Origin of the sequence: Flavobacterium sp. 1355 (assembly GCF_017833415.1) — a bacterium.
Lineage (GTDB): Bacteria > Bacteroidota > Bacteroidia > Flavobacteriales > Flavobacteriaceae > Flavobacterium.
The window spans coordinates 1-15,530 of record NZ_JAFICC010000012.1; the positions used below are offsets into that span (position 1 = coordinate 1).

Annotated in this window: 17 protein-coding genes; 7 read left to right on the forward strand and 10 right to left on the reverse strand. The window is 32.6% G+C overall.

What is annotated here, in order from left to right; translation table 11 throughout:
- Positions 1 to 126 precede the first annotated feature (126 nt).
- Positions 127 to 294: a hypothetical protein gene (locus JOD96_RS15805; RefSeq protein ID WP_209565204.1), complete on the reverse strand. Its 168-nt coding sequence runs from the start codon at positions 292 to 294 to the stop codon at positions 127 to 129.
- 475 nt (positions 295 to 769) lie between these two features.
- Between JOD96_RS15805 and thrS the strand changes: the two genes are divergently transcribed.
- From thrS to JOD96_RS15840, 7 genes are all read left to right on the forward strand, one after another.
- On the forward strand, positions 770 to 2,716 hold the full coding sequence (thrS, locus tag JOD96_RS15810; protein ID WP_209565205.1) for a threonine--tRNA ligase: 1,947 nt from the start codon (positions 770 to 772) through the stop codon (positions 2,714 to 2,716).
- 22 nt (positions 2,717 to 2,738) lie between these two features.
- On the forward strand, positions 2,739 to 3,290 hold the full coding sequence (gene infC, locus JOD96_RS15815) for a translation initiation factor IF-3 (RefSeq protein ID WP_110348982.1): 552 nt from the start codon (positions 2,739 to 2,741) through the stop codon (positions 3,288 to 3,290).
- Positions 3,291 to 3,384: 94 nt separating this feature from the next.
- Positions 3,385 to 3,582, forward strand: coding sequence for a 50S ribosomal protein L35 (gene rpmI, locus JOD96_RS15820; protein WP_007810722.1), 198 nt, complete (start codon positions 3,385 to 3,387; stop codon positions 3,580 to 3,582).
- Positions 3,583 to 3,683: 101 nt separating this feature from the next.
- Positions 3,684 to 4,028 (forward strand): 50S ribosomal protein L20, encoded by a 345-nt coding sequence (gene rplT / locus JOD96_RS15825; RefSeq protein ID WP_007810721.1) that lies wholly within the window; start codon positions 3,684 to 3,686, stop codon positions 4,026 to 4,028.
- A gap of 140 nt (positions 4,029 to 4,168) precedes the next feature.
- On the forward strand, positions 4,169 to 4,744 hold the full coding sequence (locus JOD96_RS15830) for a Crp/Fnr family transcriptional regulator (protein WP_245188425.1): 576 nt from the start codon (positions 4,169 to 4,171) through the stop codon (positions 4,742 to 4,744).
- Positions 4,745 to 4,823: 79 nt separating this feature from the next.
- A complete protein-coding gene (locus tag JOD96_RS15835) occupies positions 4,824 to 5,258 on the forward strand; it encodes a carboxymuconolactone decarboxylase family protein (RefSeq protein WP_209565206.1) in 435 nt (144 codons plus the stop codon).
- A 655-nt stretch (positions 5,259 to 5,913) separates the two neighbouring features.
- Entirely contained in the window at positions 5,914 to 6,717 is an 804-nt protein-coding gene (locus JOD96_RS15840) for an endonuclease/exonuclease/phosphatase family protein (protein ID WP_209565207.1), read from the forward strand.
- On the opposite strand, the gene JOD96_RS15845 is transcribed toward JOD96_RS15840, so the two are convergent.
- The 9 genes from JOD96_RS15845 to JOD96_RS15885 form a co-directional block, all read right to left on the reverse strand.
- Positions 6,718 to 7,977: an asparagine synthetase B gene (locus tag JOD96_RS15845; RefSeq protein WP_209565208.1), complete on the reverse strand. Its 1,260-nt coding sequence runs from the start codon at positions 7,975 to 7,977 to the stop codon at positions 6,718 to 6,720.
- 327 nt (positions 7,978 to 8,304) lie between these two features.
- Positions 8,305 to 8,970 carry a response regulator transcription factor gene (locus JOD96_RS15850; protein WP_209565209.1) on the reverse strand — a complete coding sequence of 222 codons (666 nt, stop codon included), beginning with the start codon at positions 8,968 to 8,970 and terminating at the stop codon, positions 8,305 to 8,307.
- 116 nt (positions 8,971 to 9,086) lie between these two features.
- The gene (locus JOD96_RS15855; RefSeq protein ID WP_209565210.1) at positions 9,087 to 9,878 is read right to left on the reverse strand and encodes a sensor histidine kinase; all 792 of its coding nucleotides are present in this window, start codon (positions 9,876 to 9,878) and stop codon (positions 9,087 to 9,089) included.
- 152 nt (positions 9,879 to 10,030) lie between these two features.
- On the reverse strand, positions 10,031 to 10,780 hold the full coding sequence (locus JOD96_RS15860) for a hypothetical protein (protein WP_209565211.1): 750 nt from the start codon (positions 10,778 to 10,780) through the stop codon (positions 10,031 to 10,033).
- Between the two features lie 60 nt (positions 10,781 to 10,840).
- On the reverse strand, positions 10,841 to 11,602 hold the full coding sequence (locus tag JOD96_RS15865; RefSeq protein WP_209565212.1) for a hypothetical protein: 762 nt from the start codon (positions 11,600 to 11,602) through the stop codon (positions 10,841 to 10,843).
- Positions 11,603 to 11,640: 38 nt separating this feature from the next.
- Positions 11,641 to 12,270, reverse strand: coding sequence for a hypothetical protein (locus tag JOD96_RS15870; RefSeq protein ID WP_245188426.1), 630 nt, complete (start codon positions 12,268 to 12,270; stop codon positions 11,641 to 11,643).
- 23 nt (positions 12,271 to 12,293) lie between these two features.
- Complete coding sequence (locus JOD96_RS15875; RefSeq protein ID WP_209565213.1) at positions 12,294 to 12,647, reverse strand: hypothetical protein; 354 nt, start codon at positions 12,645 to 12,647, stop codon at positions 12,294 to 12,296.
- A 195-nt stretch (positions 12,648 to 12,842) separates the two neighbouring features.
- Positions 12,843 to 14,387, reverse strand: coding sequence for a replicative DNA helicase (dnaB, locus tag JOD96_RS15880; protein WP_209565214.1), 1,545 nt, complete (start codon positions 14,385 to 14,387; stop codon positions 12,843 to 12,845).
- Positions 14,388 to 14,527: 140 nt separating this feature from the next.
- Positions 14,528 to 15,481 (reverse strand): acetyl-CoA carboxylase carboxyltransferase subunit alpha, encoded by a 954-nt coding sequence (locus JOD96_RS15885; RefSeq protein ID WP_209565215.1) that lies wholly within the window; start codon positions 15,479 to 15,481, stop codon positions 14,528 to 14,530.
- Positions 15,482 to 15,530 lie beyond the last annotated feature (49 nt).

The following is a 15,530-nucleotide window of genomic DNA, read 5'->3' on the forward strand; positions in this document are numbered from 1 at the left end:
TCTCTCAATGAACTTTCCGTGTTTTGCGGGGTGCAAATGTAACATCCGTTTTCTAATCTCACAAGCTTTTTTGAATCTTTTTTGAAAAAATTTTTTCAGTCTTAATTCGTATTGCTTGTCAGTAAATCAGGGAACGTGTGTCGTTGTTGCGGGTGCAAAAGTAGCACCTTTATTTACATTTACAAGGGTTTTTATTATATTTTTTTCATGTTTTTCCACGCTTTTTCTTAACTCACTGATAACAGATTCTTTACAATCAAACTTTTTTTGAGTCATTGTCAGTTTTTTCTTCATCAGGCTGATATTTCTGTATTTTAAGTCTTTTTCGAAACGACGTTTTTGCGGAATTTATAGATTTTTGCAGGAATTTGATTCATTCTGCCATCAAGGTGCAAGGTTTGCTTCTTCTTTTGGATTATGAATCTCAAAAGTTCTTTTGAAAACAAGTGTCCTAGCCCCGATAGAAGTGGAAATCCTTTTGTGTCTCGTTTCTTTAACGAGACACAAAAGATTGCAGCGGATAGCGGGAATAGCTCCTTATTAAAACTAAACTCCCTTTTTTAAAATTCAAATTCTAAACCAGAAAAGAGGCTTCGGCTTCGCTCAGCTGACAATGGGTATTTAAATCTGAAATAGAATACCAACCTATTCTACTCTTATATATTATAGTAAAGTTTTCTACTTATTATATAATAAAAGAATCTTGTACATATATATATTGTATGTGTTTTAGTAATCACTTATATTTGCATTCACAAAATTATAAACAATGATCAAGATTACTTTACCCGATGGGTCAATTAGAGAGTTCGCTTCGGGCGTAACTCCAATGGAGGTCGCTAAAAACATTAGCGAAGGTTTTGCAAGAAATGTTATTTCTGCATCTTTTAATGGTACAACTATTGAAACCGAAACTCCATTAACGACCGATGGTAATCTTATATTATATACTTGGAATGATGCTGAAGGTAAAAAGGCTTTCTGGCATTCGACTTCGCACGTAATGGCTCAGGCTCTTGAGGAATTGTACCCAGGGATTAAATTAACTCTTGGACCTGCAATTGCTAACGGGTTTTATTATGACGTAGATTTTGAAGACCAGAAGATTTCTGAAGCTGATTTTAAAAAGATTGAAGATCGTGTTCTTGAGATTTCGAGAGGTAAACATGAATTTAAAATGCGTCCGGTTAGTAAAGCGGAAGCATTGGAAATGTATAAAGACAATGTTTACAAGACTGAATTGATTTCTAATCTTGAAGATGGGACTATTACTTTCTGCGACCACTCTACATTTACTGATTTATGTCGTGGTGGGCATATCCCGAATACAGGGATCATCAAGGCTTTTAAAGTTATGAGTGTTGCGGGTGCTTACTGGAGAGGTGACGAGAAAAACAAACAGTTGACTCGTGTTTACGGAACTTCTTTTCCTAAACAAAAAGACTTAACCGAATATCTTGAACTTCTGGAAGAAGCTAAACGTCGTGATCACCGCAAACTTGGCAAAGAGCTTGAATTGTTTGCTTTTTCTCAAAAAGTTGGACAAGGTTTGCCTTTATGGTTGCCTAAGGGAGCTGCGCTTAGAGATCGTTTAGAACAGTTTTTAAAGAAAGCTCAAAAGAAAGCCGGATACGAACAAGTTGTTACTCCTCATATTGGTCAAAAAGAACTTTATGTAACTTCTGGACATTATGCAAAATATGGCGCTGATAGTTTTCAGCCAATCAATACTCCTGCTGAAGGTGAAGAGTTTTTATTGAAACCTATGAACTGTCCTCACCATTGTGAGATTTACAATGTAAGACCTTGGTCGTATAAAGATTTACCAAAGCGTTATGCTGAATTTGGTACTGTATATAGATACGAGCAATCCGGGGAATTGCATGGTTTGACTCGTGTGAGAGGGTTTACTCAGGATGATGCACATATTTTCTGTACTCCGGAGCAGTTGGATGAAGAGTTTAAAAAAGTAATTGACCTTGTACTATATGTATTTGGTTCTTTAGGATTTGAAAACTTTACTGCTCAAATTTCGTTGAGGGATCAGGAAAACAGAGAAAAATATATCGGTTCTGACGAAAATTGGGAAAAAGCAGAGAATGCAATTATCAATGCTGCGAAAGATAAAGGATTGAATACTGTAGTAGAATATGGCGAGGCTGCTTTTTATGGTCCAAAGCTTGACTTCATGGTTAAGGATGCTTTGGGAAGGCAATGGCAATTAGGAACTATTCAAGTGGATTATAATCTGCCTGAGCGTTTTGAATTGACTTACAAAGGTGCTGATAACGAATTACACAGACCTGTAATGATTCATAGGGCTCCTTTTGGATCTATGGAGCGTTTTATAGCAATTTTACTGGAACATACAGCTGGAAATTTCCCACTTTGGTTAATGCCTGAGCAAGCTATAATATTGTCTTTGAGCGAGAAATACGAAATTTATGCTAAAAAAGTTTTAGATTTGCTAGAAAATCACGAAATTCGCGCCCTAATTGATAACCGAAATGAGACTATCGGTAAAAAAATCAGGGATGCAGAAATGCAGAAAATACCATTTATGCTGATTGTAGGGGAGGAAGAAGAGAAAAATAATACTATTTCAATTCGTCGTCACGGACAAGAAGGAAAAGGGAATATTACAGTTACAATTGACGAATTTGTCAGAATTGTAAACGAAGAAATAAATAAAACATTAAAAGTTTTTACAGTTTAACTTAAATTATAAAGTCATAGCAATAAGAAGCAACAGAGGTTTTCAACCTCGCGTAGAAAAAAAAGATGCACACAGAATAAACAACAATATTCGTGGTGTACAGGAAGTAAGACTAGTTGGTGAAAACATCGAGCCTGGTGTATTTAAACTAGCAGATGCATTACGTTTAGCTGATCAGTTCGAATTGGATCTAGTTGAGATTTCGCCGAATGCTGAGCCGCCGGTTTGTAAAATCATGGATTACAAGAAATTTGTTTACGAACAAAAGAAACGTGATAAGGTGTTGAAAGCTAAATCGTCTCAGGTTGTAGTAAAAGAAATTAGATTTGGTCCACAAACCGACGAGCATGATTACGAGTTTAAAAGAAAGAATGCTGAAAAGTTCCTTAAAGAAGGTGCCAAACTAAAAGCTTTCGTTTTCTTTAAAGGCCGTTCTATCATCTATAAGGATCAAGGTCAGATTTTGTTATTACGTTTAGCTACAGATTTAGAAGAACATGGTAAAGTAGAAGCTATGCCAGTTTTAGAAGGTAAGAGAATGATTATGTTCATTGCTCCTAAGAAGAAAAAGTAATCAGTTTGCAGTTTCAGTAATCAGTCTTGGAAACCTGAAAGTTGTAACCTGAAACAAAATAAGTAAGTAAGAATAAATTAAAACACTAGGAAAAATGCCTAAAATGAAAACAAAATCTAGCGCCAAGAAACGTTTCAAAGTTACTGGTTCTGGAAAGATTAAAAGAAAGCATGCTTTTAAAAGTCACATCTTGACTAAAAAATCTAAAAAACGTAAGTTAGCTTTGACACACTCAGCGCTAGTTCACTCTACAGATATGAAAAGCATTAAACAACAATTAAGAATTATCTAATAATTCTTTAGGTTAAAAAATTATTTATATAACCTTGGAGTATGGCTTTTAAGTTCCTTTGATTCAATTCAGGACGCCTGCTACAAAAACACATTAAAATTATGCCAAGATCGGTAAATTCAGTTGCTAAAAGAGCAAGAAGAAAAAAAATAATGAAGCAAGCCAAAGGTTTCTTTGGCAGACGTAAAAACGTTTGGACAGTTGCTAAGAATGCAGTAGAGAAAGCAATGTGCTACGCTTACCGCGATAGAAAACAAAACAAAAGAAATTTCCGTGCATTATGGATTCAACGTATCAACGCTGGAGCTAGATTGGAAGGAATGTCTTATTCTCAATTCATGGGGAAAGTTAAAGCTAACGGAATCGAATTGAACCGTAAAGTTCTTGCAGATTTGGCTATGAACCACCCAGAAGCTTTCAAAGCTATTCTTAATAAAGTAAAATAAACGTTTTATAAACTCAATTTAAGATTACTTACTTATCATAGAACCCAGTCAAACGACTGGGTTTTTGTTTTGTGATAGTTTGTAAAATCATGTTTAAGAAATTGAATATAAAAAGTACATTTGTATAGCTAGTAAATTAAATGATGTATAAATCTCTTTTTGATCATATAGAAAAATTTGTAACGTTAGAATCTTCAGAAATTGATATACTCGAGTCATGTCTTTCTACATTTACAATAAAAAAGAAAGAACATGTCTTACAGGAAGGACAGGTTTGCAACACATTATATTTTATTATAAAAGGTTGTATGAGGCAATACATTATCAATTCTAAGGGAACAGAACAAACACTGCAATTTGGTATTGAAAATTGGTGGATAACCGATTATCTGAGTTATCATAATCATACTCCTTCTCATTTTTATATTCAGGCTGTAGAAAACTCAGAAGTTATTGCTATAGAAAAATCAAGTCTCGAGACTATCTTACTTCAAATCCCAAAACTGGAGCGATATTTTAGAATTGTTTCTCAAAAATCATTTGGAGCTGCACAAATGCGCATCAAGTTTTTATTTACAATGTCTGCAGAAGAAAGGTTTCATCATATGAACAATCTGTTTCCTGAATTTGTACAGCGGGTACCACAATATATGCTTGCCTCCTATTTGGATTTTTCTGCTGAGTTTATGAGTAAAATCAGAGCCGGAAAAGTCTAGGAGTATTTCTTGAAGCAGTTCAAGTTTTTTAAGGCAGATATACAAGAACTTTGTATTAAACTTTAAAAATATAAATAAAATGAAACCAAGAATTGTTATTCCGAAAGTAGCTCCTGAAGCGTATCAAGCCATGCTAAGTTTAGAAAAATACATTGCTACAACATCAATTACTCCTGTCCTTAAAGAGCTAATCAAAATCAGAGCATCACAAGTTAATGGTTGTGCTTATTGTATTAATATGCATACTGCAGATGCTCGAAAATTGGGTGTTACAGAACAACGCATCTATTTATTAAGTGCATGGCGTGAAGCTGATGTATATACAGAAGAAGAAAAAGCTGTTTTGGCATTAACAGAAGAAATTACTTTAATTAGTAATCATGTCTCTGAAGAAACCTATGAGAATGCAGCAAAATATTATGATGAAAAATCCCTTGCTGAAATTATAATGATGATTATTACAATTAATGCGTGGAACAGAATTGGAATTGCTACAGGAATGAGAGCTGTATAAGCTTCCAGATCTTTTTATACAAACAAACCGTAGAAACCCTCCCAAAAGAGGGTTTTGCTTTTGCAAGCAATTTTAAAAATAAAAGTCTTTGATTTAAATCCTATAAAAATACCGTATTTATACCCTGTTTTCAAGTTTTACTATTCTTTACTTTTGGCTTGTGAGATATAAATGATATTTTAATTTTAAATATCATCCAGATTTTACAAATAAATAACCACATCGGACAGATAAAAAAGTTTCTAATTAATTTAGTATGTTACGAATTTCGTACACAAAAACTTTTTAAGAAGTCTATTTTAAAAACTAATTAACAAGACCAGATGAAACCAAAATACGAAATATCATTACAAAAGAACCACAATCGAAAATTCTCTTCAAGAATTAATACTACTCACAATAAAATTATAATAAAAACAATGTTACTTTGCCTTTTCCTATCTATAAGTTTTGTTTTCGTATCCGAGAAAACAGGCTGGCTAGAAGTAAATTGGAATGTTATTTTCATCCCTGCGCTTCTGGTTTTGCAAATAATAATTATTAGCACAGCATTGAAAAACAGATATAGAAAACTTTAAAATAAGTTATTGAAATTTATTTTTTAGCATAGATTGCCCAGTTTTGAAATGCATATATTTGGCAATTTAAATATTGCATGAAAAATATTCTTAGTTTTTTTATTTTATTATTTACTGTCAATTCTTTTTGCCAGATTAGGATTCTATCATGGAATCTTGAAAACTTCGGTAAATCCAAAACAGAATCTGATCTCAGTTTTACTGCCAATATTATTCAGGAATATGATATTATAGCTATTCAGGAAGTTGTTGCGGGCTATGGTGGGGCACAGTCCATAACAAAATTAGCCGGAATCTTAAATAAAAAGGGGACAAAATGGGATTATAGTATAAGTAATCCGACAAGCAGCAGCAGTTATAAAAGAGAACGTTATGCTTTTTTATGGAAAGTGAGCAAAGTTAGCCTACAAGGAAACACATGGCTAGAGAAAAAATACAATTTGGAGATTGATCGTGAACCTTATTTTGCAACTTTTAAAATTGATAAGAAAACAATCACTTTGGTAAACTTTCATGCTATCACAAAAAGCAGGCAGCCTGAAACCGAGATAAAATATTTCAAGTTTTTACCTCAGGAATATTCTAATCTAAACTTAATTTTTGTCGGAGATTTTAATTGTCCACAATCGCATACTGTTTTTAATCCACTTAAAAAGATGGGATACTTTCCTGTTTTTCAAAATCAGAAAACAACATTGAAACAAAAGTGCAAGGATGATAATTGCTTAGCATCTGAATTTGACAATATATTATATAAAACAACAACTATAAACTATATTAATTCTGGTGTGGTTTCATTTTATAAAAAATTCAATTCTTTAAAAGAGGCAAGAAAAATTTCCGACCACATTCCTATTTGGTTTGAATTTTCGATTAAATAATTATGTTTTAAGTTTTTTCTTTTTGGCTGCGGGAAATAAAACATTATTAAGAATTAGTCTGTATCCCGGAGAATTAGGATGCAAATCCAAAACTGTTGGAGGATCTCCTACCTGATGTTGAAAATCTTCGGGATCATGTCCTCCAAAAAAAGTAAACATACCTTTTCCTTTTTCTCCATGAATATACCTTGATTCACCATTAAGTTCGCACACGCCCATTACTAAAATATTTGATTTTATCAGCGATGAATCAAATGATGTAGTTTGTCCCATAAAGCCTTTTACTAATTGAGTATGATTTTGACACAGCATACTGGGAATCGGATCCCATTTTGCAGAAAATTCCATTAGAGAAAAATAATCTTTTTCCATTACTATTCTGCGTTTGGTGGTCATATCTATATCAGAAAACTCATATACATCCGGTTTTCTTTCTAATGTAAAATTTTTAAACGCAAATGAATTCGCAAAATTCAATTTTGACTGGTAATTTGATTCACTAGGGTCTCCATCAAACATAGCCTCACAAATATCCACTCCATCTGCTGCAAGCGCTATGTCAAAACTATCAGTCGCTGAACACATGGCAAACATAAACCCGCCGCCAATAACAAAATCCCTGATTTTTTTTGCAACTGCGCCTTTTTCTTGTGAAACTTTAGAGTAACCTAATTTTGAGGCCAATGCTTCTGCATCTTTTTTCTGGTCGATATACCAGGGTGTATTTTTATAAGCAGCATAAAATTTACCATACTGCCCTGTAAAATCTTCATGATGCAAGTGCAGCCAATCATACAGAAGCAATTGATCGCTGAGAACTTCTTCGTCGTAAATTGGTGTAAAAGGGATTTCAGCATAAGTGAGAACTAATGTTACTGCATCGTCCCAAGGCTGTTTCCCTTTTGGAGTATAAACAGCAATTTTTGGAGCTTTCTCAAGAATTACCGATTCCATATTTTGTGAAGGACTTGAGATTTCATTTAAAATTGAAGCTTCTTCACTATCAGAAATTATTTCAAAACTTACACCACGAATTTTACATTCTTTACGAATTTCCTCAGCATCCGGCAATAAAAATGAGCCTCCACGATAATTTAATAACCAGCTTGCCTTATAATCTTTGCTTAAACACCAATAGGTAATTCCGTATGCTTTAAGATGATTTTGCTGTGTAGTTTCGTCCATTGGGATTAAAAGAAACGAAGCTTTGGCTGTGAAAGAAAACAGAAGTATGAAAATATATGCTAGCCCTTTATTCATTAGAAAATTATTTTAGTAAAGATATAAAGGAACCTCCAAAAAACACAATTGGCTGACTATTTTATTATTTAAAATCTATTATAAATTCATACCGAAAATATTTACAAAAAAACACGTATAAACACTTGGTATGTAAAAGTGGATTCTAATTAAATTTGTTAGTGAAATAACCAATTATATAATCAATGAAAATTTAACCATGAAAACAAATGAAAGCAACAATGAACCAAAGGGCTTAAAATTAGTACAAAAGATAGGAATCTGTTTACTTGTGTTAACTATAATTTTATATTACGTCTTATCAATACAGTTTTTAGCCAGCTAAAATTAAAATGTCAGTACAGCTATATCATTTTGAATCGCATAAACTACTAATCCGGCAATATTTCTGGATTCGGTTTTAAGTAATAAATTATTACGATGACCTTCTACTGTCCTAGGACTTAAAAAAAGTTGATCAGCAATTTCTGAAGTTGTTTTTTGCTGACAAATGAGTTGAAGAATTTCTATTTCGCGAGGGGACAGAAAACCGGTTTCTAAGTTTCCTTTGTTATTTTTTAATGAAATAATGGTATCCTGAATAGTTTTTAAAACTGTCTGACTGTAATAAAATCCTTTTCGGGATACTTCATTTATTGTATGAATTAAATCTTTTGGAGTTGTATTTTTTATTAAATAAGCAACGGCTCCTACCTGAATCATATTTGCTACAAATGATTTTGTATCGTAACTTGTCAAGGCAATAATTTTAATGGCAGGATACGATTTTCTTATAATTTTGGTGGCTTCAACACCGTTTAAGATCGGCATCTTCAAATCCATAACAATAATATCGGGCTTTATCGGATTATCATTGAGCTTCACAATAAGTTCTTCTCCATTTGATGCCTCAAAAATAATTTCGATATTCTCCTCCCGTTGTAATAAAAAAGAGATTCCTTTCCGAAATAAAACTTCGTCATCGACTAAAGCAATTTTTATGGCGCCACTCATTTTATTTTGTGTATTTGGTTTTTGGATGTTTCGAATTTACAAAATATGCTTTACAAAACAGAAAAAACATTTTATTTTATTAATAATTTTATTTTCTTAATAAAATTATCTAAACGCTAAAAGGTGAACATGACATCAATACCATGATTTATTTCTGAATTTATTTTTATTGTTCCGTCCAAAAATAAGATTCTGCTTTCAATATTTTTCATACCAAGTCCTTTTTGATTTTCAATACATTTAGCATCAAAACCAACTCCGTTATCTTCATAATTACAACAATTTACGCCATTCTGATTTTTAAAAGCAATCCAAATTTCACTTGCTTTTCCGTGTCTTAGAGAATTATTCATCAATTCCTGAAGAATTCTAAAAATATGTAAATGTCTATCAATTTCGTTTTCATGAAAATCAATCTCATTTTTATAATACACTTTTACAGCTTTAGAACTTTCAAATTCTTCACATATTTCTTCGATAGCTGCATTAAGCCCAAATTTCTCAAAAACTGGTGGCAATAAATTATGCGCTATTTTCCTTGAATTTTCTAAGGCTTTTGTAGTGAGATTAATAATGTTATCCGTTATTTCTGCTGTTTCGCTTTCTGTTAAGTTTGGCGAGTTTAACAAATGACTGTTTAGTGATACTATATTCAGTTTAGAACTGATATCATCATGCAAATCCTGAGCAATTCGTTTTCGTTCTTCTTCCTGTGTGATTATTACGGCGTATAATTGCTCTTTTTGGTATTGCAAGATCAAATCTTTCTTTTCGAGTTCTTTTTCTATAATTTTTTTTCTGGAAAAATAGAAAAAAACAACCAATACAATAGCCATAACCACAAAAAAAAGAGAGGTATATAATATTATTATAACAATTTCTTTTTCAGGAACTGAATGTATGTTCATAAACTATGGTATTAATTAAGTTATAGATTCAAATCAAATATATTGTTTTTCTATAAATCTAAGTATAATATTAAAAATTCTAAAAAGTAAAATCTCTATCAAAATTAATTTCGATAGAGATTTTTATTAAAAATACTTGCTTTTTTTAAATATTAATATGGTGGAGATGGACGAGTTCCATCTAAAACATCATCTAAAACATTTTCACCGTCGTCTTTTGACGTGGCTGATGTTTTTTTGATTGAATTATTTTTATCCAAACCAATCAAAATTGTTGTTACTTTTCCTTTAGGATTAAGTCCAAAAAATACGCCGATGTTTGCTGTATTTGCTTTATTAACCATAGTTTCGATAATAGAAGATTCTAAACTAAAATGACGAAAACGTAATCCATTATAAGAAGTTACTTCATCTAAACCTGTAACAGAATTCAGTTTTTCCTGCCAACCTAAAATTCCTGCATAAGCATCTTTTGGCAACAATAAATGTTCGGTTACTAAAGGTGTCCTTTTATTAGTCTTGCTAACTGATACCTCATTTAATTTACTAAGTTTAGCCGCGTAATTTGACTCTTTAAGTATTTTAGAATTAATCTTTCCAAGCTCTTTTCCTGATTTGTCAACCCCAACTATACTAACCTGTATAGTGTTATTTTCGTAACCGAGAACAAAACGAACCTCTTTGATATTTGGTGTTTTCACTAATTTGGACATTTCATCATTTGCAAATAAATAAGCCGAAACTTGTTTTTGCGAATTTGCAAATTTTGAATCTAAATCAGCTGTCAACCAATTTTCTTTTTGGGCCGCAGATACTGCCCCACTTTCTTCTTGCGAGTTATCTTTTTGGCATGAAATCATCGAAAACATCGCTGCAATAGCGCATAAAATAGTTTTTTTCATAGTGATTTATTGATTAAAGTTATATAAATATTTTAAAAGATGTAGACGGACAAAGAAAATCTATTCATCTGTTTCAGGATCACCATTTGGCGGACATGGGCGCGTAGCGTCATAAACATCTGACGTTGCGGTTTTTGAAGCTAAAGATGTTTTTTTAATTGTATTACTTTTATCCAGGCTAATCAAAATTGTCGTAACCTTACCTACAGGGTTAAGCCCTAAAAACAAACCAATGTTTGCTGTACCAGACTTATCAACCATTGCTTTTACGATATCCGATTCTAAGCTAAAATAACGAAAACGTGATCCTTCATGAGAAGTGATTTCATCAAGATCAGAAACTGAACTTAGTTTTTTCTGCCAAGCCTCAATTCCTTTGAAAGCATCTTTTGGTGATAACAAATGCGCATTTAATAATGCTGTTCTTTTATTGGTTGTACTTACAGATACATCGTTAAGTTCGTCGAGTTTTTTACTGTAATTTGAGTCCTTTAAAATTGTTGAACTAACTGTGCCCAGTTTTTTTCCGGATTTATCCACACCAACAACGTCTATTTGAATTGTATTATCAGAATAACCAAGAACAAAGCGTACTTCGTTAATGTTTGGTGTTTTTACTAATTTTGACATTTCATCATTGTCAAACAAATAAGCGGTAACCTGTTTTTGCGAGTTTGCAAATTTTGAATCTAAATCAGCTGTAAGCCAATTTTCTTTTTGTATCGCTGATACTGAGACGCTATCTTCCTGCGAGTTATCCTTTTGACATGAAAAGATCAAAAACATCGCCGATATTGTTGCGTATAAAATAGTTTTCTTCATAGTTGGTTTGGTTTTATCAATATTTAAAAGTGCTTTTTTTATTGCTTCTTATTTTCTAAAAAGATTCTTTTGCATTCATACAAATACAAGGACTGCTGTAAAATAACTAAAAGTGCATTGAGTTGCCATGAGATATATTTAAAATCATCGCTCAAATTCTTTGTCAAACTACCTACCAAATACAAAACAGCACTAGATAACATGTACATAATAATAGCTATAGTTATAAAATAATACATTTTTTCAGTAGTTAGCTGATTATATAAATTCATTAAAGCATAACAAACTAATAAAAGTGAAGTAAGTGTGATTACAAACAAATTAAATTCAAACAATAAATGATAATCATAGGCACACTGACAAACAATTAAAAACAGCGCTAAATACATACTAAATTGTATATATTTTATTTGTTTCTTATTTGAAAAAAGCGATTTAAAAAACAGTCCTAACAAAATAAATTGTCCGAGAAAAAAGAAATTTACAAGTAATAAATTATGAATACTTAGTCGATATAAAATTTCCATAGAAAATTGCATACAAAAACTAAAGACAATATATGACACAAAAAAAGCATTAGCTTTTTTCTTTTGAAAAAAGCTAATGCTGTAGAAAATGAGATTTAAGAATAAAATTGCATAAACTAAGTATATTAAAAAATTATCCATATTTATACGTATTCTTTTAAAAATCAATAAGGTGGACTAGGGCGTACTCCATCATAAACTATATCATCAGTCGCAGCCTCAGATCTTAGTAGTGTCGACGGTGCTCCGTAAACATCATTATATGTACCCGTTTCTTTATCATACCCTGCTCCAACAAAAAAAAGAGTCTTTTCTTTTTTGTCATTAATACCAATATAGGCACGAACGGCTTCGGTATTAAGTTGCAAAACTGCTTCTAAACTTTCTCGTGGTATTAAAAAAGATTTTACTTTAGTCTTACTGTCTTCAACAGTATTTTCATCCTGATACCTTTTCTCCCATTCTTTAGCAGTCGCTAATGAAATTTGGAATGGTCCTGGAAATGTGTCTTCGCTCATAGTTTAATTTTTTTTTTTGAATTAGTTAATAGTATAAATTTTGTTAATGGTTTTGCTAAACTACCGAATTAATTTTACATAAAAGATATAATGCATAAAATTACTTATGAAATTTAAGTTATGATTTTAGATAAAAAAAAATCTTCATCAGCTTATGCTTATGAAGATTTTTTTGCTTATTCAGTTTTTATTTAATTAAAATGGAACATCACTGTCATCATCGTCATCATTGAGATTACTGCCAAAAGCCTCATTTGCTGACGGCAGGTTTTTGGTGATAAACGGATTGTCATCATGATTCATTTTTGATGGTAAGTCATCATAACCTCCGGTAAAATCTTCAAGATTATCAAATTTACCTAAATGACCTACGAATTTTAGACGAATATTCTCCAAACTACCATTACGGTGTTTTGCTATAATAAATTCAGCCTGTCCTGCAGTTGGCGATTGTTCATCATCATCCCACTCTTCAATTTTATAATATTCAGGACGGTAAATAAACGAAACGATATCGGCATCCTGCTCAATAGCTCCAGATTCACGAAGGTCAGAAAGCAAAGGCCTTTTACTGGATCCACGCGTTTCAACGGCACGGGATAACTGCGAAAGTGCAATTACCGGAACGTTTAACTCTTTTGCTAAAGCTTTTAAGTTTCGGGAAATGGTAGAAATCTCCTGCTCACGGTTTCCTCCCCCTTTACCGTTACCCCCAGCTGTCATTAACTGCAAGTAGTCAATAATAATCAATTTAATTCCGTGTTGTGAAGCCAAACGACGGCATTTTGCACGTAAATCAAATATCGAAAGCGAAGGCGTATCATCAATAAACAAAGGAGCTTTTTCTAAATCTTTAACTTTAGTACTTAGCTGCTCCCATTCATGTTTTTCAAGTTTTCCTGTTCTTAATTTTTCTGATGACAATCCTGTTTCTGATGAAATAAGCCTCGTAATTAACTGAACTGACGCCATCTCAAGTGAGAAAACTGCCACTGCATGTCCAAACTGAATAGCAACATTTCGTGCCATAGATAGTACAAAAGCCGTTTTACCCATACCAGGACGAGCTGCAATAATAATTAAATCCGAAGGCTGCCACCCAGAAGTTACCTGATCCAACTTCTCAAAACCAGTAGCAATTCCGCTTAATCCCTCTTTACCTGCAATTTCTTCAATACGCTTTTTTGCCTGAAGCACTAAACTCTGTGCAGTTTCAGAACTACGTTTAATATTTCCCTGCGTCACTTCATATAGTTTTGACTCAGCTTTATCCAGCAAGTCAAACACATCTGTAGTTTCATCATAAGATTCTTCAATTATTTCAGAAGAAATTCGAATCAAACTTCTTTGAATAAATTTTTGAAGAATAATACGTGAGTGGAATTCGATATGCGCAGAAGAAGCAATTTTTTGCGTAAGCTGAATCAAATAAAAATCTCCTCCTGCTAATTCAAGCTTTCCATTTTTCTTTAACTGACTAGAAACTGTCAATAAATCAATTGGCTGTGTCTCAGTAAAAAGCTGCAGAATGGCTTCAAAAATATGCTTGTGTGCGTCTTTGTAAAAAGCATCTGGCTGTAAAATATCAATTACATCATCTACTCCTTTTTTATCAATCATCATCGCTCCAAGAACGGCCTCTTCCATATCTATTACCTGTGGAGGTAATTTACCTTTTTCCAGGTTTATAATAGTGGTTTTATCGACTTTTATAGGGTTTACGTTTTTGAAATTTTCCATATAGCGAAAGTAGCGAATTTTAAAAAAAATAAGCTATCTAGTTATAACTAATAATTGTTTATAAATATGACTTTTTTGTTCATAACCAAAAAAAAATCCGAAACGGTAAGGCTTCGGATTTTAATTCATTTTTTATGAATTTATTCTTTATACTCACCCATATTGCTGTATTTGTCCATTCTTTGGGCAATTAAGTCAGCTGTTGATAAGTCTTTTAACTCATTATAACCTTTGGTAATATATTCGGCAACTGTTTTAAAAGTAGTTTCGCGGTCATAATGCGCCCCACCAAGTGGTTCCGGGATTACATCATCAACTAATTTTTGTCTTTTCATGTCAGATGAAGTCAATTTAAGTGCATCAGCAGCACGTTCTTTGTACTCCCAGCTTTTCCATAAAATAGAAGAACATGATTCTGGAGAAATTACAGAATACCATGTATTCTCTAACATATAAACTTTATCCCCAACACCTATTCCCAAAGCTCCACCAGAAGCACCTTCACCTACAATAATAGTAATGATAGGCACTTTTAAACGAACCATTTCAAAAATATTTCTGGCAATAGCTTCTCCCTGTCCTCTTTCTTCAGCTTCTAGTCCCGGATATGCACCTGGAGTGTCTACAAGAGTTAAAACCGGAATTCCGAATTTCTCTGCCATTTTCATCAAACGCAAAGCTTTACGATATCCTTCCGGGTTTGCCATACCAAAATTTCGGTATTGACGTGTTTTAGTATTATAACCTTTTTGCTGGCCCACAATCATAAAAGATTGTCCGTTAACTTTTCCTAAACCACCAACCATTGCTTTATCATCTTTAAAACCTCTGTCTCCGTGAAGTTCTAAGAATGTTTCACCGCAAATAGCTCTGATATAGTCTAAGGTATAAGGCCTGTTCGGGTGTCTTGACAATTGTACTCGCTGCCAAGCCGTAAGGTTTTTATATATATCTTTTTTAGTTTGTTCTAATTTCTTGTTGATTTCCTTGCAAGTTGGGCTTACATCAACGTCAGATTCTTTTCCAATTATAACACACTTTTCTAACTGTTCTTCAAGTTCTTTTATTGGAAGCTCAAAATCTAAATATTCCATGGATTTTTGAATTTTGTTTGTAAATCGAACCGCAAATATAAAAATATTA

What these genes read in the sequence shown, in the direction of transcription:
- JOD96_RS15805 (WP_209565204.1), bottom strand. Translation starts at nt 294, where the DNA reads ATGAAGAAAAAACTGACAATGACTCAAAAAAAGTTTGATTGTAAAGAA.
- thrS (WP_209565205.1), top strand. Translation starts at nt 770, where the DNA reads ATGATCAAGATTACTTTACCCGATGGGTCAATTAGAGAGTTCGCTTCG.
- rpmI (WP_007810722.1), top strand. Translation starts at nt 3,385, where the DNA reads ATGCCTAAAATGAAAACAAAATCTAGCGCCAAGAAACGTTTCAAAGTT.
- rplT (WP_007810721.1), top strand. Translation starts at nt 3,684, where the DNA reads ATGCCAAGATCGGTAAATTCAGTTGCTAAAAGAGCAAGAAGAAAAAAA.
- JOD96_RS15830 (WP_245188425.1), top strand. Translation starts at nt 4,169, where the DNA reads ATGATGTATAAATCTCTTTTTGATCATATAGAAAAATTTGTAACGTTA.
- JOD96_RS15835 (WP_209565206.1), top strand. Translation starts at nt 4,824, where the DNA reads ATGAAACCAAGAATTGTTATTCCGAAAGTAGCTCCTGAAGCGTATCAA.
- JOD96_RS15840 (WP_209565207.1), top strand. Translation starts at nt 5,914, where the DNA reads ATGAAAAATATTCTTAGTTTTTTTATTTTATTATTTACTGTCAATTCT.
- JOD96_RS15845 (WP_209565208.1), bottom strand. Translation starts at nt 7,977, where the DNA reads ATGAATAAAGGGCTAGCATATATTTTCATACTTCTGTTTTCTTTCACA.
- JOD96_RS15850 (WP_209565209.1), bottom strand. Translation starts at nt 8,970, where the DNA reads ATGAGTGGCGCCATAAAAATTGCTTTAGTCGATGACGAAGTTTTATTT.
- JOD96_RS15855 (WP_209565210.1), bottom strand. Translation starts at nt 9,878, where the DNA reads ATGAACATACATTCAGTTCCTGAAAAAGAAATTGTTATAATAATATTA.
- JOD96_RS15860 (WP_209565211.1), bottom strand. Translation starts at nt 10,780, where the DNA reads ATGAAAAAAACTATTTTATGCGCTATTGCAGCGATGTTTTCGATGATT.
- JOD96_RS15865 (WP_209565212.1), bottom strand. Translation starts at nt 11,602, where the DNA reads ATGAAGAAAACTATTTTATACGCAACAATATCGGCGATGTTTTTGATC.
- JOD96_RS15870 (WP_245188426.1), bottom strand. Translation starts at nt 12,270, where the DNA reads ATGGATAATTTTTTAATATACTTAGTTTATGCAATTTTATTCTTAAAT.
- JOD96_RS15875 (WP_209565213.1), bottom strand. Translation starts at nt 12,647, where the DNA reads ATGAGCGAAGACACATTTCCAGGACCATTCCAAATTTCATTAGCGACT.
- dnaB (WP_209565214.1), bottom strand. Translation starts at nt 14,387, where the DNA reads ATGGAAAATTTCAAAAACGTAAACCCTATAAAAGTCGATAAAACCACT.
- JOD96_RS15885 (WP_209565215.1), bottom strand. Translation starts at nt 15,481, where the DNA reads ATGGAATATTTAGATTTTGAGCTTCCAATAAAAGAACTTGAAGAACAG.